This is a genomic window from Acinetobacter sp. BZX-2, assembly GCF_055179795.1.
On the sequence record NZ_CM143686.1, the window covers coordinates 1,224,426 to 1,247,781 of the forward strand.

Here is a 23,356-nt window from a genome sequence, read left to right on the forward strand (position 1 = left end):
CAGAGAACAATATTTCTAGAGGCTACACATCGAATGAGAATAGAAGTAGGTAATTTAATTTTCCCTATTATATTTATATAAATCATTATTTTTATTAAAAATAAAACACTCCAGAGATGCCGCTGCATGGTCGTTACCCTGAACCCGATGAGTTCAAGGTGGACGCGACGTACACTTAATGGGTTTCCCACTCGAGGTGGGCATACACTCAAAATATACAGAACACATCCATAAGTTTAAGTATCGGCAGGGGAATAGACGTACTGGCGAACACCCTAGAGTTGTATTAAGTATACATAATTTAAGGATTGTGGCAAATCACCAAAGCTCATAAATTATAAATACAGATATCAAAAACCAATCGATCGCACGAAAAAAAAGCGGATTATTCCGCTTTTTCAACCTCTTCCAAAATGTCGCCTAACAGTCGTTCACATTGTGCATATTCTTGTAACGATTTATTCATGGTCAATACTTCTTGCATCAGCTCTAAAGCAACCATGATCACCAATTTATTATGCTCAACATTCGGTGCTTTGCGGCGAAACTCTTGGAATTTATCATTCAAAAGTTGACCTGCTTTTTCCAAATCTGCTTTTTTATCCGAAGTTGTCGCTAAGCGAAAGACTTGTTCAATCAGACGTAATTCGACCGTCACATGTTCAGACATATTTAAACTTCCTCATTCGCTTCAGATGGATGAGCAAGTTGCTGAATTTCTTGCGCATGATGATCTTGTTCAGTACCTAAAATTGAAAGACGTTGGATAATCGCTTCAACCTTGGCTTTGGCTTGTTCATTTTTCTGAATTAAGCGCTCTCGTTCATCTTTAAGATTTTTAATATCTTGTAACTGATGACGTTGTTCATTGACTATTTTTTCTTTTACAACACGTAATTCATTACGTTCAGCTAAAATTTCTTGGAAGCGATTTTTTAAATCAGTACAACTTTTCTCCAAACGACCATAGCGTTCTGCTAAAGAAGTCGCATCGGTATTGAGCTGTTGAAACTGACCTTGCAATTGAGTCAGTTGGTCAGTAAGTGACTCAATTTCATCCTGTTTTTGAGTGATGATACTGTTTTTATGGCTAATTTGAGAATGAGCCTGCTCCTCGCTGTTATCTTTTTCTTTTAACAGCGATGCATTTTCTTTCTCAACATTTTCAATTCGTGTTTTTAAAACACCAATATGCGTCTGTAGACGCTGTAATTGTTCTAACATATCGAGGTCGCACAGATTCGCAATCAAAGGTAATATATACAGAAGTATAGAGATTGGATAAGCGAATGCAAGACGATATTTCAGGTTGGTCAGATTGGAACCAAAATTTTGATGAGATTGAAGAAATTTCAAGCCCGAGTGAGTTACATGGCTTACTAACAGGTATAGTTTGTGTTACGGAAGCACCATCTCGTGATGAATGGTTACAAATTTTATCAACCCTAGATGTACCAAAATTAGACGATGCTGCAATAGCCATCCTCACAGAAGAGGCTGAAGACATTGCACATGCGTTATCTGAAGACGATTTAGACTATTTACCGATGCTTCCAGATGATGAACATACATTGTCTGAGCGTGTTCAAGCTTTAGCAGATTGGTGCGAAGGTGTTGTTTTAGGATTTGGCTTAGCATCTGGACATATTCGTTCAGATGAGCAAGAGCTGATTGAAAGCTTACAAGATGTTGCATCAGTTGAATTTGATGAGTCTGATGACGATGAAGAGGGTGAAGCAAGCTATCTCGAACTGTACGAATTTGTACGTTTAATCCCTGTTTCATTATCTATGGGACGTAAAAAAGTTGCTGTTGCTGAAAGTTCTTTGCTACAAAATTTGCATAGCAAGATGAAACAAGCAACGGATGGTTCTGATACAAGTCATTTGGTTGAAATGTTTACTCCGCATCGTCCAAGTTAATGCGTTAAATTATTTTCAAATTTCTTTTCAAAGTTTTTCAAAAATGATGCAAATATTCTATAAAGGATATTTGCATTCGTCCTTTTGTAATTGTAAGTTAAGAGCATAATTAATCCGATTCAATGATTTGAAATATAAGCTGAATATACAATGAAATTAAGCCAAGCAGATTTCCAGGAACGCCGTGACCGCCTCGCTGAGCAAATGGGTCCAAATAGTATCGCTATTATTGCAACCAGCCCTGAAGTGATGCGGAATCGTGATGCAGATTATAAATTTCGTACAGACAGCAGTTTCTTTTATTTAACAGGATTTGCTGAACCTGAAGCTGTCGCAGTGATTGAAACAGATCAAACGGGTCAAGACTATACCTATAGTTTGTTTTGTCGTGAACGTAACCGTGAGATGGAAATTTGGAATGGTTATCGTGCAGGTATAGACGGCGCAATTGATGAGTATGAAGCAGATGAGGCTTATGCAATCGATTTGCTTGATGAAGAAATCATTGCCAAAATTTTGAACAAAGAAAAATTATTTTATCGTATCGGACAACGTGCCGATTTTGATGCAAAAGTAAGTACTTGGATCAGAAAGGCTGATCAAACTGGACGTGGCTTTGGTGTTCCCGCTAAGTTGATACAGCTTGATCAAATTGTAGATGAAATGCGTGTATTCAAATCTTCGAAAGAAATTGAATTGATGCAAATCGCTTCCAATATCAGTGCCGAAGCACATACCCGTGCGATGCAGAAAGTTCGTCCTGAAATGATGGAATATGCTTTAGAAGCTGAATTAAATTACATCTTTGGTCAAAATGGTTGTGTTCCTGCATATAACAGTATTGTTGGTGGCGGTGAAAATGCCTGTATTTTGCATTATGTCGAAAATAATAAACCGTTAAAAGATGGTGACTTGGTTCTAATCGATGCGGCATGCGAATACGAATATTATGCCTCTGATATTACCCGTACATTTCCTGTAAATGGAAAATTTAGCCCTGAGCAGAAAGCCTTATATCAAGTTGTGCTTGATGCGCAAATTGCAGCGATTGATGCGGTTCAAATAGGTCTTTCATATAAAGAACCTCACAACGTTGCAGTTCGTATTTTAGTGCAAGGTTTGTTGGATTTGGGCATTATGCAAGGTGACATTGAACATATTATCGAAACTGAAAGCTATCGTCATACTTATATGCATGGTACAGGTCATTTGATTGGTATGGATGTGCATGATGTTGGTTCATATAAAGATGAAAATGGTGAATGGCGTGTGTATGAAGCAGGTATGGTGGTTACCGTAGAACCAGGCTTATATATTGCACCTGATGATGAATCTGTTGATGCGAAGTGGCGTGGTATTGGTATTCGTATTGAAGATGATGTGGTTGCAACAGAAAATGGTCCATTGGTTTTGACCAAGAATGTTGTGAAATCGGTTGAAGATATTGAAGCTTTAATGGCCAAGTCGAGATAATTTTATATTTGAATAGTCGATGAAATATTTGATTGATCAAAAGTAAATATGGAAAAAGCTCTAGATGGTCATCACAGAATCTCCAGCCACTCAGAGTGAATATCTACTTATTTCTGAATGGCTTGAATCACGATTTTATCACTGTATTGGTGTTACGGCTTTTCTTGAGCAAACGAAAGTCGTAGCTGCTCAATGGCATCTTTTGCGGTTATATGATCCAAACAGGCCAGATGTACTTTTAGGTGTTGCTGTGGTACTTGCAAAAGGCACATGCTTTTGGTTACCAGAAGCGTCTTCTTTTGCTGAATTGCTTTGCTCTGCGATTATGAATTTCCAACCACGTCGGATTGTAACCACTTCCATTGGTCGTGATGTATTGCGCAGTGTTGCAGTGCCTCCTCGGGTACACATGTCACGAGAATACGATCAATGGATCATGGTCTGTACACGTCGTTTCTCACAAGCGAATGGGCGTATGGCAAATTTGTCAGATATTACCCGCCTTGTGGAATATCAGCACCAATATAATGAAGAGCGTTCAGTTGAGGAGGTATCAGACTGGAAGGTACTCATTGTACAAGAAAAAGTTGCTGTATATGAAGTAGATGGTCAGATTGTGTCTATTGTTCGGTTGGGAATAGAAACAGATCGGCTGATCAGCATTGGTGGAACTTACACATTTCCAGCGTATCGTCGGCAAGGTTTTGCTGAGCGTGTAGTTGCATTTGCCGTTGATCAAATCGTTTCTACGGGACGTATTGCTCACTTAATTGTTGATATTGATAATGAACCTGCGGTTACACTTTACCGCGAGATGGGGTTTGAGTGTGTAGGGGAGTCGTATGTAGGCTATCCAGCGTATGTATAAACAAGAATATGTATAAAAATAATAAAATATTTTATTTGTGATTAGCTTGTTGTTTTAAATTCGTAGATTCAAATAGTGTTCTGTTTATGATTTTGCGATATGTTTAATATAGAAAGAAAAATAGTATAAAGAGTGAAAGAAATAATCCATAAAATCAAATATATATTATGGTCATATTGAATGGTATTTATGATTAATTGATCAATAGCTCCTCCTTCTAACATCATAAAAGAAAGTAGAAGGAACAGAAAAACGATAAAACCTATTCTAATGAAGTATGTCGTATTTTTTATAAACATCAAAATTACACCAATGAATAAACAAATGAGCCCAAAAAAGCCAAGTGCGATACCGCCATCACTTATAGAACCTTGAACGTCTTTTAAATAAATATATTCATTTGTACCATATGGTGCATGTATGACGAATCCTTTTGAATGAGTTTCAAAAAGATATGCCATAAGACCAGATATAATCAAAGATATAATGATTAAAATTTTAATTTTCATATACCTGTATATCCTTCGCCTGTTTTCCAATATTTATGTAATGTACGAGGAACTGCTTCACATGTCTTGCAGTCATCTGGTTTGGAATAAATGACTCCATTTAGTGCTTCTTTTAATGAACCTTGCCAATTTCTCGAACGATTATAGACAAATGTATGACTATCAAAATCTGCTTTATTAGATTGAGGAGAAAGAAAGGAATCAAGTATTTTTTCTCCTGCATTATGCAAAATAGTTGCTTCTCTAGGAGTAAGTTTACGACCTAATTTTTGTTGTTTTAAGTAGATATTTTTTGCTACAAGATCAGTCGCAATTTGAGGATTATTTGTAATTAAATTGAAAGCTTTCCTTAATCGATTTTTATCTGTTATAGGATAGTCTAAAAGATCAGCAGCAAGCACCAGTTGCATTTCACCGAGTCCATAACTTCGATTTGGTTTTACATTTAATCTATCAAATACAACATATACCAAAGCATTTTTACCAATCGCAGCGTTAGAGAAGAATTTTTCTTGAAAAATAATAGATGCTACTGCCTGAGGATCTACTTTGTATTTTTTTGCTGATTCACGAATAGCCTGATTGTAGTAGGCGACTATGATTAATCCTTCTGGAGCAGGAACTGTATGAATGATTTTGACTTGATTAACATTATGATTTTGTTTCGATTTTGTTGAGTACGCTACTAATTTCACTTCGTATTCAGTATATTTTACAACTCTGCTATTTTCTTTAGTGTAAGTTATCCCTATAAATGGTTTGGGCTCTAGCAAATGCCCTGTAGGCAAATAAATATTAAACCGAACACTACAATTCTTTGCAGTTTCATTTTTTTGTAATGGAAAGCTTGCTTCTATAGATACTCCAGTAGGAAGAACCCTTAATTTTTTTGTTTCAAATCTTCTTCCTGTATCTTGAGAAATAAACAAAGCTGTAAAAGAAAAGTTAGTGAAATCTGAAAGACCACTTAACTTTAATTGTGCATAACATATAGTCATGATTATTTATCATCTACATCAGCAGGTATTTGATTAGGATAATCATGGTTTTCCAAAAGGTGGAAGTAAACTTGTTCTTCCTTTTCGGTATAAATTCTTTGGGTATAACCTTCATTATCAGTAACACCTTCGAATCTTTTGCCTGATTCTGTTACAGCAAAATATGCTTTATTTTTATAAGGAATATTTTCAATATTTGTAAGTTGGACACTTAGATTGAATATCCCATCAGGCAATGTTGGTAAAATTGGAAAGTGACTCACTACATACTCACCACTTTCAAACTTATGTTGTCCGGCTCTCACTACAAATTTCCCACTCATTATGTTCTCTTTTATTTAAAAAACTTGTTATTTTGTTAAATTATACTTAATAAATTTAAAAAGTGTGATTTTTATGTCTTTAGTTGTAGCTTTTAATTTAGATGACTATGCAATTTTAGCAACAGATAAGAGGGGGGTATTTTGTTATGGCTATGGCGAAGAGAGTATTCTATTAAGAAAAGATGATTGTTATCAGAAACTAAGACAAATTCCATTTGGTTTTTTTGCAGCAGCAGGTGATTATTTTATAACAGAATGTTTTTATGAGGAATGTGTAACAAAATTGTCTAAAAACCGTAATTTGGAGCAAATCTTAGAAGCCACTTATTATAGATATTGCAATTTAAAAGATATTTACCATTTTTCAGAGAAGACGACTATTTTGTTGGTTGCGAAAGGTTTTAATAAAGATGGTGACTTGAATGAAGATGTACTTTTAGAAATAAATATTGAATTTGAAAGTATAAAGATTCAAGAAGTTAATTCAATGCATCTCGTTGCTTTGATGGCGAACATGAACCCTGATCAATCTTTTTGGGATAAAATGGGACATTTTTTACGGTCATCAAATGATTTTGTTCATTTTGAAGATTTTTTTAGCTATCACGTATATCTAATGAAATACATATGGCAAGAACAATTAAAATTTGATGATCTTATTTCTCACCATATAGATTTTTATTTTCATAATAAGCGAACAAGTCAAGGAATTTTACTTTCTGCAGAAGAGTTTAATATTCCACTCTTAGAATTAAGTCATTTATTACATAATTTAAAAAATATCTAAAATAAGCATAAATAGCAGTATTGTTTGATTTTTTTATTTCGATCGTATTTTAATTTCATACTTACTATTCGGTAAGTACTTACAAAAAGTAAGTTTGTCATTTAGTATAGATATTATCCAAAGAAAAATGTGATTTTGCACATATTTCAATCCTTATATTAAATGAGAAAAAGTTATGGCTACTCCAATGTTACATTGGATTCTAGATCCTATCTGCGGCTGGAGTTATGGCGCATTACCTTTAATTAATGCAGTTGAAGCAGCATTCCCTGATTTACAACGTCTACACTTTGGTGGATTGTATAGTGAAGATCATCAGCCACAAATGACAGCAACTATGCGTACCCAAATCATTCACTATGATGAGCAAATCCATCAGCTTACTGGTGTTGTTTTTGGTGATGATTATAAAAATGGATTATTAAAAGATCATCAACTTTTTATGAACTCTATACCTGCAACACATGCTCTACTCGCAGTTGAGCAAGGTTTGGGACATCATGCGAGTGTGTCTTTTTTGAACTTGATACAACAAGGCTATTATCAGCAAGGTTTAAACATTACACAATATGATGTGATTGCCCAACTCGCTTCCAAGTTAGGTGTGAGTGATGAGCAATGGTCAAAATATTTAGGTGCTATAGATCAACAGCAAATTGATGAATCTATACATCATGCCCGTAGGCTGTTGTCACAAGTTCAAGGTCATGGTTTTCCAACCTTAGTATTTGAAAATCAAAATGGTGAAATAAATAAGATCGCTGTTCAGCATTTTTACAATAAATCACAGGACTTCGTGAGTTTTGTGGCGCAACAACTTAAACATTAATTGAATCACTTTAACTATAACTGAGGTCATCATATGAAATTATTTTTAAAATCGCTTTTGGTCAGTTCAATCGCTCTAAGTGCTTCTGCCTTTGCCGCAGAATTAAGCTATAAAGTTTATAATCCGCAAACTCAAGCGATTTTCCCTGTGACATCCACTTTGATCACGGGTGAAAAAGATGCTGTACTGGTTGATGCGCAATTTAGTGTAAACGATGCAAAGAATCTGGTAAAAATCATCCAAGACAGTGGTAAAAGTCTAAAATATATTGTGATTACAGCAGGTGACCCAGATTATTATTTTGGGTTAGAACCGCTTGTTCAAGCATTTCCAGATGCCAAAGTGATTGCTACACCTGAAGTGGTTAAGCATATTCACGCAACGAAAGAAGGGAAATTTGCGTATTGGGGGCCAATCTTAAAATCAGGCGCACCATCACAAATCATTGTTCCCAATGTGATTGAAGCTAAATCCATAGAACTGGAAGGTGAGCGAATTGAAATTAAAGCACCGGGTAAATATGCATCTTATTTGTGGGTTCCAAGCAATCGTACGATTTTAGGTGGTGTAGGCTTGTCATCGGGTATTCATTTGTGGACTGCGGATACACAAAGTAAAGAAGCGCGTGATGAATGGAAAAAAGTGCTTAAACAAATGAATCGTTTGCGACCAAGTGCTGTGATTCCAGGTCATTATATCGGTGATATTCCTACTGGAACACAGGCTATTGACTTCACGTATCATTATCTTGCTGATGTAGATAAAGCCTTAAAAGATCATAAAGATTCTGCATCTGTGATCGCAAAGTTAAAAGAAAAATATCCAAACTTTGCTGATGAAAGTTCTTTAGAGCTCAGTTCTAAAGTGCTGACTGGAGAAATGGAGTGGAAATAATTTAAAGGTTATTATGTTCTGAAATTTTTATTTTCTTCATAATCAATAAACCAATAGAAGTTTGTTATGCATCATTTGATCTACTTTCAGAAAAAGTGATGCGTAATGTAAATATCTTAGATAAATAAATTTTAGATCATTGGATTGTTTTATATCAGTGATATTCAACTTTAATATCTTCTTGAAAATACGTACTTTTAACCATTCAAATTGTTTGTGATTTTTTTAAATTGATTGAAACTGCGTTCTCAAACGAACGCAGTTATTTGTATTCTTAAGCCAATAAGCTTTGAGTTGGTTCTAAGTATGGCTTTTATATTAGGGGCAGCGCATTGATTCAGTGCAAATAAAATAACAATTTCCTATTTCAATATAAAAATAGCTAACCTTCATGTAATATAAAATTAATCAAGATTATAAGTATTCAGCAAGCTGAATCGCGTATAGAAAGGATCAAAGCATGCAACAAGAAGTCATCATCGTGGGCGGTGGTATGGTTGGGCTGAGTTTGGCATTGATGTTGGCGAAATCTAACATCGCTGTGAAACTTTTAGAAGCTGTAAAATATCCGAATTATGACGATGCGACAGTTGCGCCATATCATTCCAGTTTTGATGCTCGAAATACTGCCTTATCACGCCGCACTGTGCAGATTTATCAAAAGCTTGGACTGTGGGATGCTTTGCAAGAACATGCGACTCCCATTCTCGAAGTACATATTACAGAGCAAGGCAGTTTTGGTAAGGCACGTTTAGTTGCAGAGCAAGAAAAAGTCGAAAGCTTTGGACAAGTAATTGAAAATGCATGGTTAGGGCGAGTGCTATTAACGCAAGTTCGCCAGCAACCGTTGATTGAACTGATTGATGGTGTACAGGTTTCTTCACTCCATCAAGATGCTGAATATGTCTATGTTGAAGCTAAACGTGGTGAGGAATATACGCATTCACTAAAATCTAAATTGGTGATTGCAGCAGATGGGCGAGATTCATTCTGTCGTCAAGCATTGGGTGTGGGGGTAGATGTACATGATTACGATCAAGTTGCGATTGTAACGGCAGTGCAAACCTCTAAACCTCATCATCAAGTTGGATTTGAACGTTTTAGCCATTTAGGCCCATTGGCTCTATTGCCTTTACCGGGCGAATATCGCCGTTCAGTGGTATGGCCTGTGAAAAAAGGGACAGAAGATGAGTGGTTGGGCGATAAAAATGATCAACATTTCTTAGATGCTTTACAAAAAACCTATGGCGATCGTGCAGGAAAATTTCAAAAAACGGGTAAGCGGTTTAGTTTCCCATTGTCACAAGTACTTGCAGAAAAACAAGCTGTCGGCCGTGTGATTCTCATGGGGAATGCAGCACATACGATTCATCCTGTTGCAGGGCAAGGTTTTAACCTGTGTATGCGAGATGCAGATGTTTTGATGCGTTACATTCTCGAACAAATCGCAAAGTCAGATGATATTGGTGAACCTGAAATGTTGAAAGCCTATGAACAGGCTCGATTGGCAGATCAGAAACGTGTAATTAAATTCTGTGATTCAGTGGTTCGTGGTTTTAGTAATCAAAACCCAGTACTTAAATTATTACGTAATACAGGTCTAGTGGCTTTTGATGTTATTCCAGGGATTAAGCCTTTGGTTGCCAATTATGCAATGGGATTAAAAGCATGAACCAAGTGAATGAGTCTGTGGATATATTGGACGTTGTCATTATTGGCGGTGGTTTGGTTGGTGGCTTAACGGCTTTGCTATTGGCGCAAGGTGGGGTGCACTCCACTGTACTTGATGCAGCACCTATTCTCGATGCTGAAAAGACTTTAGCTGTTGCCAATCCTCGAGTACTTGCTTTGAGTCAGGCGACTATTCATTTGTTAAAAACAGTGAATGTCTGGGAAAAGATTGCACGGCAAATGCCTTATACGGGGATGCAGGTTTGGAATAAAAATGGCTATGGTGAAATTAATTTTGGTCATGCCTCTGAAAAATTTCCAACAGCTGAGCAAAGTTTAGGTTCGATGGTTGAACCAAGTTTGCTCAATCTTGCAATTCAGCAACAAATGTTAGATCAATTACAAGATTATCGGACTCAAGTCAAAGTCGTTCGTGTTGAACGTGGTGTGGGTTGTTGGATCATTAAACTTGCAGATGGCACACAACTCAAGACTAAGCTTTTAATTGGTGCGGATGGTGCAAATTCTTTTGTACGTGAGCAAGCATTTATCGATCTAGATATTTTAGATTATCAGCAAGCGGGTTTAACCTGTGCGATTCGTACAGCACAACCACACCAGTATGTTGCACGTCAGATTTTCCACCCAACAGGGCCTTTGGCTTTTTTGCCTATGGCAAGTTTAAATGCAGAGCAAGCGGAACATTGGATTTCGATTGTTTGGACATTGCCTGATGATTATGCAGATGAATATGCAGCACTTGATGATCAAGCCTTTTGCCAATTGTTAACGAGAGAAAGCCATCACATGCTCGGTGAAGTCTTGGAAGCAACGCCACGAGCGAAATTCCCACTCAAAGCACGTGCTGCACAGCGTTATATTAAGGAAGGTTTGGCGTTGATTGGCGATGCTGCGCATGTGATTCATCCATTGGCAGGACAAGGGGTGAATATTGGGTGTCTAGACGCTGCTATTTTATGTGATGTGTTGTTGCATGATTTAAAACGTGGTGTTTGGGCGCATGAACAAACGTTGAAGCGCTATGAACATCAACGGAAAGGTCAAAATGACGCGATGATGCATAGTATGTCTGCAATTGGTTTTCTTGAAAGTGCTGAAATTTTCCCGATCGTATGGGCCAGAAACTTTGGTTTGAAGCAGGTTGAAAAGCAAGCATTTTTAAAAGGTCGCTTTATGGCACAAGCCAATGGATTATCGACCTTAAAGTCGACGCGTTATGCTGTTTAAATTTAAATTGATATTTTTTAAACAAACATTGCTGTTTTTTTACGAATTTGATTAGAAAAAGTACAATTTTTTTGCTTAACCCTCTAGTCGAAATCAAAAGAGCTTGCTACATTTCACGGTATAACATCACCATTTTAGAATGGTAAATTGACGTCATTGATGGGGAGTTTAAGATGACAGATTCTAATGACTATGATGATAATACCGAAGATCAAGCTGTAGATGATGATGAAGCCAAAGCTGCCGAAAAAGGTGCTGCGGCAAGTGATTCAACAGTTTCGGATGCAGATTTAGCTGAAGCGGAAACGTTGACTGTGACTGCTAAAAAAAGACAGCGTGATGCGCTCGAAGATGAAGTCGCAGCTTTCTTAGCACGTGGTGGTAAAATTACTGAAGTCCCACCGGACGAAAGTGCCAAAGACTGATTTTAAAAGCATCACAAACGTGATGCTTTTTTTATTGGAATTCAATCATCTGTTTCAATCCCATTGAACAGTTGATCGTTGATTCTCTGAGTATTTAGAGCTCTTTTAGGTGAGCTTTAGTTTACGATGAATGGAAAAGTATGAATTTTTAACTATCTCATTGAAATATTTAAGTAAAAAACTAGAAAGATGGAATAACGTTTAAAAATGTCCTTTTTGACAAATGTTGGATTTTTATAGTCAATTTCAAATGAGAAAACTTCAATTAGGCTGATAAAAGTCTACGAGAGTAGACCTGCTGATTATTATAGATAAACAAGAATATAAACAGGGATGGGGTAATGCGATATTTCAAACCGCAAGATCAGAAAATAGAGGCAAAACACACGTTTAAAAAAGCAATTTTGGTGGCTGCATTATCTGGGATATTGCCTTTGGCTCATGCGGCACCAACTTCAGCGCCAAAGCTTAATCTGGCGCTGTCAGAGCATTCTAAAGCAAAAATAAAAAGATTAATGAATGACCCTAAAGTTTGGCAACAAATACCCAAACAAGTCACGCTGTGTGTGTTTTCTCCAGATGGTGCAAATGGCGAAGCTTTTGAGCAGGCAACCAGTTATATCAGTGAGTTGCCACGTATTTCACAAATTGCCAAAGATTTTGGTGTGGACATGAAAATTACCCGTCCAACAAAACTCTCTATGCATATTGATATCAGTTATCCAAAATTAAAGAAAACAGCAACCACAGACATTAACCTACGAGTTTATACCGATGAACGCGTACTCACAGAGGATTTCCGTGGGAAAAAATGTGATGGCGCTGGAATCAGTAATTTAAGAGCACGCCAATTTAATCCATTTGTGGGTAGTATCGATGCGCTTGGAGCAGTACAAAGTTATAAGCAATTGGTGACAGTGATTCAGTTACTTGCTCGCCCTGAATATGATACCAAAATGGTCAATAAAGATTACGAGGTTGTTGGCGTTGTGCCATTGGGTGCGGCATATATTATGGTCAATGACCGACGTATCGATACATTATCAAAAGCTGCGGGTAAAAAAGTTGCGGTTATGAATTTTGATGGTACGCAAAGAAAATTGGTTCAAAATGTGGGCGCGCAACCTGTTTCAGTCGATTTACTCAGTGTTGGTGGAAAATTTAATAATAAAGAAGTCGATATTATGGCTGGCCCAGCTTTGTTATTTAAACCATTAGAGCTGCATAAAGGAATGACAGATCGCAGTGGTAAAGTGGTTGGAGGGATTATCAAATTCCCTTTGATTCAGGTTACAGGCACACTCATTATGCATCGCAATAAATTCCCAGCAGGTATGGGGTCGATTGCTCGTGAAATGATTTCTCAACAACTCAGCCCAGCTTTTGAATTTGTTGACAAAATAGAACGAGAGATTCCAGATCAATATTGGATGGAAATCCGTGAGGCTGATAAACCAGGCTATATCAGAATTATGCGAGAAGCACGTATTCAGATGACCAAAGAAGGTTATTATGATCCTGCAATGATGAAGATTTTAAAGAAAATTAGATGCAGCCAAAACCCGAGTAATTATGAATGTTCATTAACAGATGAATAGTTTTAACGGATCTGATAGATAAATTGTCATGTGAATGAGTCGAAGTAAGAAGTCAATAACAGTCAAAATTCAAAAGGATTTTGGCTGTTATGCATTTGAATATTGAAAATAAAAAGCTACATTTTTTAATCGCATACAAATTCAAACGAGATTATGCTTAAAAGTAATTTAAGTTGATTCTATTTATTTCAAGTATTCAATGATGATTGAAAAATAGAGTATTGATGATATTAAGAAAATGAATAAATTTTTAATTATATTGATGATTCTACCCAATGTGAGCTATGCCACTCGCTATCAAACAGGGGACATCATCTTTCACACTTCAAAATCTGCACAAAGTATTGTGATTCAAAAGGCAACGCATAGCCCCTATAGCCACATGGGGATGTTGGTCAATAAGAATGGAAAATTATGGGTTCTAGAAGCCATACAACCCGTGAAATATACAACATTCAATGACTGGGTGAATCGTGGTGTAAATCAGCAATATGTTGTCAAAAGGCTAAACCGTGGCCTAAGTCTTCAACAACAAAATATATTGTTAAAAAATGCGGAAAAATACTTGGGTAAACCTTACGACATTTATTTTGAATGGAATAATGATGCAATTTATTGTTCAGAGATTATTTGGAAAGCATATAACGATGCATTGGGGATTCAACTTGCACCCTTACAGAAATTGAAGAGTTTTGATTTATCTGACCTGAAAGTCAAAGCACTCATGAAGCAGAGATATGGTCAGAATATACCATTACAAGAAACAGTGATTGCGCCAAAGGCTATTTTTGAATCGAAGCAATTAGTAACAGTGAAATAGCTATTAACATTGAAGATTTACAATTTAAGATTTTTCAAATATAAAAAAACCTGAGTCATAATGCTCAGGTTTTTTATAAGAATCTTGAAAATAAGAATCTAGAATGTGGCGACCCTACGGGGATTCGAACCCCGGTTACCGCCGTGAAAGGGCGATGTCCTAGGCCTCTAGACGATAGGGTCAATAAATTGAGGCTACCAACTGAAAACTAAACCATTGAATTAATGGCGACCCTACGGGGATTCGAACCCCGGTTACCGCCGTGAAAGGGCGATGTCCTAGGCCTCTAGACGATAGGGTCGTTTCAGAGGTGGGCGTATATTAGGGCGAATATGAAAAAGTGTCAAACCTTTTTCAGCAATAAAAAGTGAAATTGTGTTTGAATGTATAAAAACACAGCAAATACTAGAAAAGTGTTTAAAAATAACACCAAATACACCCGTTAGCGAATAAATTATTTTGAATCAAAAGCAAAGGCTATAATAACCTGAGTTCGAGATAAGATATATTCCCAACTATATGATACGCGGAAACGTCAGTTGCATTGTTCGAGGCAGGACTGCACCTGTAATATACTGTTTTTGCGATACATTAGGTACTAGATAGTATCTGTCGAGTTTGCGACTGACAAATGGTTTTGCCCTTACGTGGCAGTACCACTCATCCCGAAAGCCTTGCGAGGTAGTACCTCTCAGGTCGAACCGAAGGCTAATCCTTACATTTGACTTTAAACAATAAGACTCCGTTGTGCCTGACCTACCTTTTTAATAACTTACATCAAAGTTTATTCCGAACTGACGTTATAATAAAACTGTCTGTCATGTTTTAAGAAGAAATAAATAATAGTCGCTTAAAATCTAAAAAGAAAACATAGATGATTTTAAAATAAAGGTAGATTTATTTTATATACAAAAAAGGTGTAGCAAAGAGCTACACCTTTTTGTTTTGCACAGTATTTCAGCGTTTAACTTTTGTTTTTATACAAAGTTGCATAGCTGATATAGCAGGCTGCAATAAAAATTAAACAACCAATAAAACCAGCACGCATTTCAGGATCAAATACCATGCTGATTCCTGTAATTAAACAGAAGACAAAACCTAAAATAGGTACGATCGGGAAGAGTGGTGCAGCAAAAGCCAATTCAGCTTTGCTATGACCTTGTTTATACCATTGACGTCTAAAATTAAATTGGGATAAACAAATACTCATCCAGACCACAACCATGGTGAATGCAGCGATACCCAATAAGTTTTTGAAAATGGTTTCAGGTGCAAATTGCTCTGAAAGTAAACCTGGTAATGCGCCAAACATGGTCACAATGACTGCAACAAAAGGAATACCACGTGAATTTACTTTAGAAAATACAGCAGGAAGTTGTTTCTTCGAAGATAAAGCCCACATCATTCGTGATGCAGCAAATAAACCTGAATTGGCTGCTGACAATAAAGCTGTGATAATCACAAAGCGGATAATATCTTCTGCATAAGGAATACCAATGTGATCGAATACGGTCACAAATGGGCTACTACTTACACCTTCACCACCCAATCCAGCCTGTTGGTGTGGAAGCAAAGCACTGATCACAATGATTGTTCCAACAAAGAAGATTAACAAGCGCCAAATTGCTGTATTAATCGCTTTAGGTACGTTCTTCGCAGGATCTTGTGTTTCACCAGCAGCAACACCAATTAACTCCGTACCTGAAAAGGCAAAGTTTACAATCAGCATTGTGGCAAAGATAGGGAATAGACCTTGAGGGAACCAACCATCGGCAGTTAGGTTGCTAAATAAAGGTGCAGACTCATAGCCTTGGTAATTAAGAATACCAAAAATTGCGAAGAGGCCAAGCAAGATAAAGACAATGACTGTGATGACTTTAACCAGTGAAAGCCAGAATTCGGACTCTGCAAACCATTTGGTCGAACTCATGTTCAAACCAAAAACAATTGCTGCAAAAATAATGGTCCATAACCACATTGAAATGTGAGGAAACCATTCCTGCATCAATAATGCTGCGGCTGTGAATTCAGTACCCAGCGTAGCTGACCACGTGAGCCAATATAGCCATGTCACTGTATAGCCGGTTGCAGGACCAATGTATTTTTGAGCATAGCTACCAAATGAGCCAGACTCAGGCATATGTACTGCAAGTTCGCCTAAGCATAACATCACCATATAGGCGATGATTCCACCGAGGATATAAGAAATGATGGCGCCAATAGGGCCCGTTTGTGCTATGACCTCACCAGAACCTAAGAAAAGTCCGGTTCCAATTGCACCACCTAGTGAGATCATCACCAAATGTCGTGTACTCATTGCTCGTTTTAACGGCGCTGAGTTTGCAGTAGAGTGCATAGCATCATGCTCTGATTGAGATGAAGACATAGTTGAAATGTTGTAACAAATGAAGCGAGCTATTGTAGAGAAAATAATAAATAGATCAATGCAGAATTGACGAATAATGTCATTATAATTATGGAAGAAATAGAATATGGCGACCCTACGGGGATTCGAACCCCGGTTACCGCCGTGAAAGGGCGATGTCCTAGGCCTCTAGACGATAGGGTCGTACTGAGGTGATGCGTATATTAATGATAAATGACAAGTTTGTCAAAAAAGATTTGTTAAAAATAGACTTGTATGTTGAATATCTAGGCGAATAATAATCAAGATAAGTGTTTGAAGATGTTATCTCCACACTTTCATAAAGTGTATGATTTATAAGATGAGTAATATGAATATTACATCATGCTATTTTAAAAGTTGAATTGAGAATGCATGTGAATAAATGCAGGAAAATTCATTAAGCAAAAAGATAATTATACAGACGTAACTTCTGAATACATCTAATGTCGTGATTTGAATAAATAGAATGAATTGTGCGAATAGACATTAAAGACGTTTTAATTTAAAAACAGAATTTAAATAGATGGCGACCCTACGGGGATTCGAACCCCGGTTACCGCCGTGAAAGGGCGATGTCCTAGGCCTCTAGACGATAGGGTCGTTTAGAAGATGGCGCTATCTTATTGATCCGCCATCAAAGTGTCAAGTAAGTGAGGAGCGAGTTTGTTCAAAATATAGCAAAACAGTTCAGCTGTTTTCTGAGTATCGTATAAAGCAGAGTGTGCTTCTTTACCATCGAACTCAATTCCAGCCTGAATACATGATTTTGCCAATACTGTTTGACCAAACATGACCGCACTTAAAGTCACTGTATCAAAAACTGAAAAGCTGTGAAAAGGGTTTTGATTTTTAGTCCCTGTACGCGCAATTGCTGCTTTAACAAAACCTAAATCAAAATGAGCATTGTGCCCAACCAATACCGCATGAGTACAATGTTGTTGCTTACGAACGTCGTTCACTGCTTTAAACATACGTTTAAGTGCAGTTTTTTCATCTTCAGCCATTGCTACACGCATTGGATTAAATGGATCTATACCAATAAAATCGAGCGAACGACGATCTAGATTTGCACCTTCAAAAGGATTGATATGTGCATGGTGAGCTTCACCAGGAACAAATTTTCCATCTGCATCGTAAATAATTGGAATGCATGCTATTTCTAGCAATGCATCTGTATCCGCATTAAAACCTGCAGTTTCGACATCGACGACGACGGGTAAAAAACCACGAAAGCGTTGTCCAATTACAGGTTGTGTTTCAGTTGTCACACCTTTCTCCATTGAATGGTTTTTCCTGCATAAAGCGGAATAATATCTTCACCATCCAGATAATCTAAACTTTCAGGAATGACCTGATCTTCTTTGACAAGAGTAATCGTATTGGTATTACGTGGCAAGCCGTAGAAGTCTGCACCAAAGTGACTTGCAAAGCCTTCTAAACGTTCAAGCTTACCCACTTGATCAAATGCTTGAGCATAAAGTTCAATTGCTGTGGGCGCACTATAACAGCCTGCGCAACCACATGCATTTTCTTTGGCATTTTTCGAGTGCGGCGCACTGTCTGTACCAAGGAAGAATTTAGGATTTCCACTGGTTGCAACTTCTAATAAGGTCTGTTGATGAGTCTGACGCTTTAAAATAGGTAGGCAATAGAAATGCGGTTTAATTCCACCGACCAACATATCATTACGGTTAAATAATAAATGTTGTGGAGTGATGGTAGCTGCAACATTACGATCATGTTCAAGGACGAAATGAGCAGCTTCACTGGTTGTGATATGTTCTAAAACTAATTTAAGTTTTGGAAATTGTTTCAATAATGGAGATAAAATTTCATCTAGAAAGCGTTTTTCACGATCAAAAATATCAACATGGTTATGAGTCACTTCACCATGTAGTAACAATGGAACTTGATGTTCTTCAAGTTGTTCAATGACAGCATAGACTTTGCGAATGTCACTGACACCATTGTTAGAATTTGTGGTTGCACCAGCAGGGTAAAGCTTGATTGCATCTACATGCTGTGATTCTTTAATTTTAACAATTTCAGAAGGTGCAGTTTGGTCAGTAAAATAAAGAACCATGCGTGGGTCAAAATGAACCCCTTCAGGCACATGCGCCATAATACGATCACGATATGCATTCGCTTCATCAACTGTTTTAACAGGTGGCACGAGATTCGGCATACAAATGGCACGTGCAAACTGGTTGGCTAAATCTGGAACTGTACGTTTTAAAGCCAGACCATCACGTAGGTGGGCATGCCAGTCATCCGGCTGAAGTAAGGTAATCGTATTCAAGGCAATTCTTACTAAAAAAATAAAGTAGATGATAATCGATAAAGACTAAAAATGATAACAACTATTTCAAATCAAATAAGTAAAATTAACGGTGAAAAATAAATCCTGAGCTTAAAATATGTTCAATGGATTCATATTTTTGTCATGTTTTTATGGTTGTTTGAAATTGGAGGTTTAGCACGATCAATTGCTACAAATGCAGATTTTATTTGCATACAGAAAACTGTAAATTTCCTGATTTTTTGAACTGAGAGATATTGCTTATTATTTTAAAAAAAAGATAATACAATCATATAAAGTAAATTCATTCAAAATAATAAAGTATTGACTAAATTTCTTATATAGCGATTTAAAAATCTTAATTTTATTTTAAAAATAAATTTCAGATTACATCATTACATTTTCAATCCTATTTAAAACATATCAATGGAAATGTACTGATTTAGGGATAAAGAGTTCAGCTTATTTTTGAAAGAATGCTTATACAAAATATATGGTAGGGCAAGCATGTAATATATGTGCTTGTTATCAAAGTTTATTTTTAAAATAAACGAAAACATTCGATGTGCTTGAGAGTTTTTATGGCGAAGTTATTACCAAACATTATATGCGTTATGTGTTTGGTTACACTGAATATTCAGTCTCAGATTTTTGCTAAACAACAGCTAGAAACTGCGACAACTAAGGGATCAATCCAAACCAATACCAAGCAAAACTGGTCTTTGGAGAGTTTGAATCAGTCAAATTGGTCTGAAAATATAGGTAGAGGGCAGTTTCCTGTTTATGCACGTGCACAAGTCATGCTCAATAATGCGCATGCGTCGCCGGGTCCAATTGATGCTAAAAGTGGCAAAAATTTTCTCAAAGCGATTTCTGCATATCAGCAAATACAAGGTTTAGCTATTACAGGTGAATTAAACCAACAAACATGGGATAGCCTGTTAAAAAATCAAAATAAGCCTACGTTTGGGACGTATACAATTACTGCCGCAGATATAAAAGGCCCGTATGTAAAATCGATTCCACGGAATTATGCACTTCAAGCCAAGATGCGTGGTTTATATTTCACCCGTGTTACTGAAATGTTAGGTGAAAGATTTCATATCGATGAAGACTTTTTACGGCAATTAAATCCGAAAACCAACTTTAAAAAAGTGGGTGAAACGATTATTGTTCCAATCGTTCGCAATGATTTGCCTGAAAATATTACTTTAATCATTGCGCATAAGCCTGCACGTCAACTTTATTTGTTTAATGCTTCAAATCGGCTGATTGCATCTTTTCCAGCGACGATTGGTGGATCAGGGACACCATCACCAGAAGGGACGCATAAAGTCATCAAAGTGGCGCCAAATCCTGTTTATGGTTACAACCCGAAGAATTTTGTACAAGGGGGAAATCGTAAGAAATTGGCATTACCACCGGGACCGAATGGCCCTGTAGGAAATATGTGGATTGCTTTGAGTAAACCGACTTTTGGTATTCATGGCACACCGAACCCATCTTTGATTTCAAAGACAGCTTCACATGGTTGTATTCGTTTAACCAATTGGGATGCCAATGATTTAGGGCGTAAAGTTCAAACGGGTACGGTGGTTCGGTTTTTAGATTAAATTTGATGGACAATGCATAGATAATAAAACTGATCTTTACAAGGATCAGTTTTGCTAATTTTGTTCGTTTGAGTGATTGATCATTCTAAGTCGGATTTATTTTATCTAAAGCTTTTATTTAAAAAGCGAAAAACAATAGGCAAGAAAAAACCCACTCAATTGAGTGGGTTTTTAGAACCTGGCTCTCCAACCTGGGCTCGAACCAGGGACCTGCGGATTAACAGTCCGTCGCTCTACCGACTGAGCTATTGGAGAATCTGAAACGCATTTTAGGGATGAAAATGCGAAGGGTCAAGGAAAAATTGTTAAATTCGTCATAAAAAAGTCTTAATTGCTAAATATTTGATCATTCATAGAAAATAAAAGCGAATTGATCAAAATGATCTAAGTTTTATGAATATAAATTCTAAATCATTTATGTTGAACTGATCATTAATTTAAAAGTGACTATGTTTTTATTTTCTACAATTACAGTTGTTGTTTAAATTTCTAAATAAAAAAAGCCCACTTCATCATGAGTGGGCTTTTAGAATCTGGCTCTTCCACCTGGGCTCGAACCAGGGACCTGCGGATTAACAGTCCGTCGCTCTACCGACTGAGCTATGGAAGAATAGATGGCTCTCCAACCTGGGCTCGAACCAGGGACCTGCGGATTAACAGTCCGTCGCTCTACCGACTGAGCTATTGGAGAATCTGATGCGCATTTTATGGATGAAAGCCAATGTGGTCAAGTGAAATTGTTAGAAAAATGGCTTAAATGTTTTTTTATTATCCGATTTAGAAAAGTTTGCTTATATATTGATTATTTTTAAAGTTTTATGATCATCAGTTGGATGTAATCTGTCCAAAATTTTCACTGATGTTAAATGAGGGGAATGGGTTTTATCGCCTAATCAGTGATTGGGTTGATCGAGAGAGAACTTAATGATCAAAAAAATCGCCCTGTAAAAGAGCGATTTTTAAAATAAGAAAAACTAAGATTTAGTTTAGTTTCTTATTTCTCAACACCAGCAGCTTGACCTGCATATTTAGCATTCGCATAGTCCCAGTTCACTAAGCTTTCTAAGAAAGTAGAGATATATTTAGGACGCGCATTACGGAAGTCGATGTAATAAGCATGCTCCCATACGTCAATTGTTAATACTGCAACTTTGCCATGTGCAAGCGGAGTATCAGCATTTGAAGTTTTAAGAATAGAAAGTTCGCCATTTACTTTGTCGGCAACTAACCAAGCCCAACCAGAACCAAACTGAGTTGTTGCAGCAGCAGCAAATTCTTCAGCAAATTTTTCATAAGAACCAAAAGCTTCATCGATTTTAGCAGCTAAAGCGCCAGTCGCTTTACCACCACCGTTTTTCGCCATACAGTTCCAGTAGAATGTGTGGTTCCAAACTTGAGCAGCATTGTTGAAAACACCTGCTTTAGAAGCATCGCCAGCAACAGCAGTGATGATTTCTTCTAATGCTTTACCTTCAAGGTCAGTACCTTTGATCAGGTTATTAAGGTTAACAACATAAGTGTTGTGATGTTTGTCATGATGATATTCAAGCGTTTCTTTGCTGATGTGTGGAGCTAGGTCATCATAACCGTATGGAAGCGCAGGTAAAGTAATGGTTGTCATGTTTTAAATTCCTTGCATTTTGCTGGGTTTTAACATTAAGTGGCTTTATTGTAATAGATTCTTCGAGCAATTGTGCAGGATGTTAAATAACAATACACAATTTCTTTCGATTTAATACGTATAAAGAAAATGTTAAAAATCAGTGATTATTTTTGACAAAAACTTTGATCGAGCTGTTATGTACTACAAAACAATCAAAATTTGCCAAGATTAAATCGGATTGTTTAATTCGAAATAACTATACTCAATATTGAACTGTTCTGAAATAGCTTTGGCAAGTCGTTGTACACCATATCGTTCAGTTGCATGATGTCCACAGGCAAAATAGTGTACATCGAGTTCTTTGGCTTCATAGAATGTACGCTCACTGACTTCCCCTGAAATAAATGCATCACAGTCCATTTCTGCGGCTTTTGTAATAAAATCTTGGGCAGCACCTGTACAAAAACCAACTTTTTGAATCATTGATTTTTCTGCATTTAAATGAATTGTTTCAAAACCTAATTTTTCAGTTAAATAGTTTTTGAAATCTTCAGGTTGCATAGGATGCTTTAAATAACCAATATTTCCAATCGGGTTACGTTCACTCGGATCTAAAGCTTCAATACTTTCTAAATCCAATATTTCGGCAATTGCCGCATTATTCCCTAGTATAGGATGCGAATCCAAAGGTAAATGATAGCCGACTAAAGAAATATCATTTTGAATTAAAGCTTTAATGCGTTTTCCACGCATTCCAGTGATCGGGTAGGCTTCACCTTTCCAAAAATAACCATGATGAACCAACAACAGATCAGCTTGTTGTGCGATGGCTGCATCGATAGCATCCTGAGAGGCGGTCACCGCACACAGAATTTTTTTTACTTCTGATTTTCCTTCAATTTGCAAACCATTAGGAGCGTAGTCTTTAAATTCATGTGATTTTAAAGTTTGATCACACCATTGAATAATTTCTTTTAATAAAGCCATAAATAACCTTAAAACTGCGTTAAACACTTTAAAACATAAAAACACATTTTGAATTGTAACTAAAGCTGAACAAAACTCTTTG

Annotated in this window: 22 protein-coding genes, 7 tRNA genes and 1 other RNA gene; 12 read left to right on the plus strand and 18 right to left on the minus strand. The window is 36.8% G+C overall.

Annotated elements, in window-relative coordinates; all coding sequences use genetic code 11:
* Positions 1–103: 103 nt before the first annotated feature.
* From ssrS to ACY45D_RS05650, 3 genes are all read right to left on the minus strand, one after another.
* A non-coding RNA gene (ssrS, locus tag ACY45D_RS05640) (6S RNA) lies at positions 104–285 on the minus strand.
* Between the two features lie 100 nt (positions 286–385).
* Positions 386–670: a cell division protein ZapA gene (locus ACY45D_RS05645; RefSeq protein ID WP_463108817.1), complete on the minus strand. Its 285-nt coding sequence runs from the start codon at positions 668–670 to the stop codon at positions 386–388.
* 2 nt (positions 671–672) lie between these two features.
* Entirely contained in the window at positions 673–1,224 is a 552-nt protein-coding gene (locus ACY45D_RS05650) for a hypothetical protein (protein ID WP_463108818.1), read from the minus strand.
* Positions 1,225–1,289: 65 nt separating this feature from the next.
* Between ACY45D_RS05650 and ACY45D_RS05655 the strand changes: the two genes are divergently transcribed.
* The 3 genes from ACY45D_RS05655 to ACY45D_RS05665 all read left to right on the plus strand — a co-directional run bounded on the left by ACY45D_RS05655 (position 1,290) and on the right by ACY45D_RS05665 (position 4,263).
* Entirely contained in the window at positions 1,290–1,922 is a 633-nt protein-coding gene (locus ACY45D_RS05655; RefSeq protein WP_463108819.1) for a UPF0149 family protein, read from the plus strand.
* 150 nt (positions 1,923–2,072) lie between these two features.
* Positions 2,073–3,395: a Xaa-Pro aminopeptidase gene (gene pepP / locus ACY45D_RS05660; protein ID WP_463108820.1), complete on the plus strand. Its 1,323-nt coding sequence runs from the start codon at positions 2,073–2,075 to the stop codon at positions 3,393–3,395.
* Positions 3,396–3,459: 64 nt separating this feature from the next.
* Positions 3,460–4,263 carry a GNAT family N-acetyltransferase gene (locus ACY45D_RS05665; protein WP_463108821.1) on the plus strand — a complete coding sequence of 268 codons (804 nt, stop codon included), beginning with the start codon at positions 3,460–3,462 and terminating at the stop codon, positions 4,261–4,263.
* A gap of 68 nt (positions 4,264–4,331) precedes the next feature.
* Here ACY45D_RS05665 and ACY45D_RS05670 read toward each other — a convergent pair whose 3' ends face one another.
* From ACY45D_RS05670 to ACY45D_RS05680, 3 genes are read right to left on the minus strand one after another with little or no spacing between them, the layout of a single operon-like run.
* Positions 4,332–4,772, minus strand: a complete 441-nt coding sequence (locus ACY45D_RS05670; RefSeq protein WP_463108822.1) for a hypothetical protein — start codon at positions 4,770–4,772, stop codon at positions 4,332–4,334.
* Positions 4,769–5,770, minus strand: coding sequence for a hypothetical protein (locus tag ACY45D_RS05675; RefSeq protein WP_463108823.1), 1,002 nt, complete (start codon positions 5,768–5,770; stop codon positions 4,769–4,771). The genes ACY45D_RS05670 and ACY45D_RS05675 overlap by 4 nt, the downstream gene beginning before the upstream one ends.
* A gap of 2 nt (positions 5,771–5,772) precedes the next feature.
* Positions 5,773–6,093: a hypothetical protein gene (locus tag ACY45D_RS05680; protein ID WP_463108824.1), complete on the minus strand. Its 321-nt coding sequence runs from the start codon at positions 6,091–6,093 to the stop codon at positions 5,773–5,775.
* Positions 6,094–6,166: 73 nt separating this feature from the next.
* Between ACY45D_RS05680 and ACY45D_RS05685 the strand changes: the two genes are divergently transcribed.
* The 8 genes from ACY45D_RS05685 to ACY45D_RS05720 all read left to right on the plus strand — a co-directional run bounded on the left by ACY45D_RS05685 (position 6,167) and on the right by ACY45D_RS05720 (position 14,365).
* The gene (locus tag ACY45D_RS05685; RefSeq protein ID WP_463108825.1) at positions 6,167–6,880 is read left to right on the plus strand and encodes a hypothetical protein; all 714 of its coding nucleotides are present in this window, start codon (positions 6,167–6,169) and stop codon (positions 6,878–6,880) included.
* Between the two features lie 175 nt (positions 6,881–7,055).
* Positions 7,056–7,709 (plus strand): DsbA family protein, encoded by a 654-nt coding sequence (locus ACY45D_RS05690; RefSeq protein WP_463108826.1) that lies wholly within the window; start codon positions 7,056–7,058, stop codon positions 7,707–7,709.
* A gap of 33 nt (positions 7,710–7,742) precedes the next feature.
* Entirely contained in the window at positions 7,743–8,603 is an 861-nt protein-coding gene (locus tag ACY45D_RS05695) for a Vmh family MBL fold metallo-hydrolase (RefSeq protein ID WP_463108827.1), read from the plus strand.
* Between the two features lie 460 nt (positions 8,604–9,063).
* Positions 9,064–10,275, plus strand: a complete 1,212-nt coding sequence (ubiH, locus tag ACY45D_RS05700) for a 2-octaprenyl-6-methoxyphenyl hydroxylase (protein ID WP_463108828.1) — start codon at positions 9,064–9,066, stop codon at positions 10,273–10,275.
* Positions 10,272–11,522: an FAD-dependent monooxygenase gene (locus tag ACY45D_RS05705; RefSeq protein WP_463108829.1), complete on the plus strand. Its 1,251-nt coding sequence runs from the start codon at positions 10,272–10,274 to the stop codon at positions 11,520–11,522. Before ubiH ends, ACY45D_RS05705 begins: the two co-directional genes overlap by 4 nt.
* 173 nt (positions 11,523–11,695) lie before the next feature.
* Positions 11,696–11,947, plus strand: coding sequence for a hypothetical protein (locus ACY45D_RS05710; RefSeq protein ID WP_120383231.1), 252 nt, complete (start codon positions 11,696–11,698; stop codon positions 11,945–11,947).
* A gap of 341 nt (positions 11,948–12,288) precedes the next feature.
* On the plus strand, positions 12,289–13,545 hold the full coding sequence (locus ACY45D_RS05715) for a putative solute-binding protein (RefSeq protein ID WP_463108830.1): 1,257 nt from the start codon (positions 12,289–12,291) through the stop codon (positions 13,543–13,545).
* 238 nt (positions 13,546–13,783) lie between these two features.
* Positions 13,784–14,365, plus strand: coding sequence for a YiiX family permuted papain-like enzyme (locus ACY45D_RS05720; RefSeq protein ID WP_463108831.1), 582 nt, complete (start codon positions 13,784–13,786; stop codon positions 14,363–14,365).
* Positions 14,366–14,471: 106 nt separating this feature from the next.
* On the opposite strand, the gene ACY45D_RS05725 is transcribed toward ACY45D_RS05720, so the two are convergent.
* From ACY45D_RS05725 to pyrC, 7 genes are all read right to left on the minus strand, one after another.
* Positions 14,472–14,547 (minus strand) — tRNA-Glu (locus ACY45D_RS05725).
* A gap of 43 nt (positions 14,548–14,590) precedes the next feature.
* A tRNA-Glu gene (locus ACY45D_RS05730) sits at positions 14,591–14,666 on the minus strand.
* 663 nt (positions 14,667–15,329) lie between these two features.
* Positions 15,330–16,751 carry an amino acid permease gene (locus ACY45D_RS05735; RefSeq protein ID WP_463108832.1) on the minus strand — a complete coding sequence of 474 codons (1,422 nt, stop codon included), beginning with the start codon at positions 16,749–16,751 and terminating at the stop codon, positions 15,330–15,332.
* Positions 16,752–16,858: 107 nt separating this feature from the next.
* A tRNA-Glu gene (locus ACY45D_RS05740) sits at positions 16,859–16,934 on the minus strand.
* A gap of 362 nt (positions 16,935–17,296) precedes the next feature.
* Positions 17,297–17,372: transfer RNA gene (locus ACY45D_RS05745), tRNA-Glu, on the minus strand.
* Positions 17,373–17,392: 20 nt separating this feature from the next.
* A complete protein-coding gene (rnt, locus tag ACY45D_RS05750) occupies positions 17,393–18,052 on the minus strand; it encodes a ribonuclease T (protein ID WP_463108833.1) in 660 nt (219 codons plus the stop codon).
* Positions 18,037–19,071: a dihydroorotase gene (pyrC, locus tag ACY45D_RS05755; protein WP_463108834.1), complete on the minus strand. Its 1,035-nt coding sequence runs from the start codon at positions 19,069–19,071 to the stop codon at positions 18,037–18,039. Before pyrC ends, rnt begins: the two co-directional genes overlap by 16 nt.
* Before the next feature lie 581 nt (positions 19,072–19,652).
* On the opposite strand from pyrC, the gene ACY45D_RS05760 reads away from it, so the two are divergent.
* Positions 19,653–20,684 (plus strand): L,D-transpeptidase family protein, encoded by a 1,032-nt coding sequence (locus ACY45D_RS05760; protein ID WP_463108835.1) that lies wholly within the window; start codon positions 19,653–19,655, stop codon positions 20,682–20,684.
* Between the two features lie 179 nt (positions 20,685–20,863).
* On the opposite strand, the gene ACY45D_RS05765 is transcribed toward ACY45D_RS05760, so the two are convergent.
* The 5 genes from ACY45D_RS05765 to ACY45D_RS05785 form a co-directional block, all read right to left on the minus strand.
* Positions 20,864–20,939: transfer RNA gene (locus tag ACY45D_RS05765), tRNA-Asn, on the minus strand.
* 279 nt (positions 20,940–21,218) lie between these two features.
* A tRNA-Asn gene (locus tag ACY45D_RS05770) sits at positions 21,219–21,294 on the minus strand.
* Positions 21,295–21,299: 5 nt separating this feature from the next.
* Positions 21,300–21,375 (minus strand) — tRNA-Asn (locus ACY45D_RS05775).
* Positions 21,376–21,678: 303 nt separating this feature from the next.
* Complete coding sequence (locus tag ACY45D_RS05780) at positions 21,679–22,305, minus strand: superoxide dismutase (protein ID WP_463108836.1); 627 nt, start codon at positions 22,303–22,305, stop codon at positions 21,679–21,681.
* A 210-nt stretch (positions 22,306–22,515) separates the two neighbouring features.
* The gene (locus ACY45D_RS05785) at positions 22,516–23,274 is read right to left on the minus strand and encodes a Nif3-like dinuclear metal center hexameric protein (protein ID WP_463108837.1); all 759 of its coding nucleotides are present in this window, start codon (positions 23,272–23,274) and stop codon (positions 22,516–22,518) included.
* Positions 23,275–23,356: the final 82 nt, after the last annotated feature.

Bases quoted from the DNA above. Each gene is read 5' to 3' on its own strand.
- ACY45D_RS05720 (WP_463108831.1), top strand. From the start codon at position 13,784: ATGAATAAATTTTTAATTATATTGATGATTCTACCCAATGTGAGCTAT.
- ACY45D_RS05785 (WP_463108837.1), bottom strand. From the start codon at position 23,274: ATGGCTTTATTAAAAGAAATTATTCAATGGTGTGATCAAACTTTAAAA.
- ACY45D_RS05645 (WP_463108817.1), bottom strand. From the start codon at position 670: ATGTCTGAACATGTGACGGTCGAATTACGTCTGATTGAACAAGTCTTT.
- ACY45D_RS05695 (WP_463108827.1), top strand. From the start codon at position 7,743: ATGAAATTATTTTTAAAATCGCTTTTGGTCAGTTCAATCGCTCTAAGT.
- ACY45D_RS05670 (WP_463108822.1), bottom strand. From the start codon at position 4,772: ATGAAAATTAAAATTTTAATCATTATATCTTTGATTATATCTGGTCTT.
- ACY45D_RS05655 (WP_463108819.1), top strand. From the start codon at position 1,290: ATGCAAGACGATATTTCAGGTTGGTCAGATTGGAACCAAAATTTTGAT.
- rnt (WP_463108833.1), bottom strand. From the start codon at position 18,052: ATGGAGAAAGGTGTGACAACTGAAACACAACCTGTAATTGGACAACGC.
- ACY45D_RS05680 (WP_463108824.1), bottom strand. From the start codon at position 6,093: ATGAGTGGGAAATTTGTAGTGAGAGCCGGACAACATAAGTTTGAAAGT.
- ACY45D_RS05685 (WP_463108825.1), top strand. From the start codon at position 6,167: ATGTCTTTAGTTGTAGCTTTTAATTTAGATGACTATGCAATTTTAGCA.
- ACY45D_RS05710 (WP_120383231.1), top strand. From the start codon at position 11,696: ATGACAGATTCTAATGACTATGATGATAATACCGAAGATCAAGCTGTA.
- ACY45D_RS05715 (WP_463108830.1), top strand. From the start codon at position 12,289: ATGCGATATTTCAAACCGCAAGATCAGAAAATAGAGGCAAAACACACG.
- ACY45D_RS05760 (WP_463108835.1), top strand. From the start codon at position 19,653: ATGGCGAAGTTATTACCAAACATTATATGCGTTATGTGTTTGGTTACA.
- ubiH (WP_463108828.1), top strand. From the start codon at position 9,064: ATGCAACAAGAAGTCATCATCGTGGGCGGTGGTATGGTTGGGCTGAGT.
- ACY45D_RS05665 (WP_463108821.1), top strand. From the start codon at position 3,460: ATGGTCATCACAGAATCTCCAGCCACTCAGAGTGAATATCTACTTATT.
- ACY45D_RS05780 (WP_463108836.1), bottom strand. From the start codon at position 22,305: ATGACAACCATTACTTTACCTGCGCTTCCATACGGTTATGATGACCTA.
- ACY45D_RS05705 (WP_463108829.1), top strand. From the start codon at position 10,272: ATGAACCAAGTGAATGAGTCTGTGGATATATTGGACGTTGTCATTATT.
- ACY45D_RS05675 (WP_463108823.1), bottom strand. From the start codon at position 5,770: ATGACTATATGTTATGCACAATTAAAGTTAAGTGGTCTTTCAGATTTC.
- ACY45D_RS05690 (WP_463108826.1), top strand. From the start codon at position 7,056: ATGGCTACTCCAATGTTACATTGGATTCTAGATCCTATCTGCGGCTGG.
- ACY45D_RS05650 (WP_463108818.1), bottom strand. From the start codon at position 1,224: ATGTTAGAACAATTACAGCGTCTACAGACGCATATTGGTGTTTTAAAA.
- pepP (WP_463108820.1), top strand. From the start codon at position 2,073: ATGAAATTAAGCCAAGCAGATTTCCAGGAACGCCGTGACCGCCTCGCT.
- ACY45D_RS05735 (WP_463108832.1), bottom strand. From the start codon at position 16,751: ATGTCTTCATCTCAATCAGAGCATGATGCTATGCACTCTACTGCAAAC.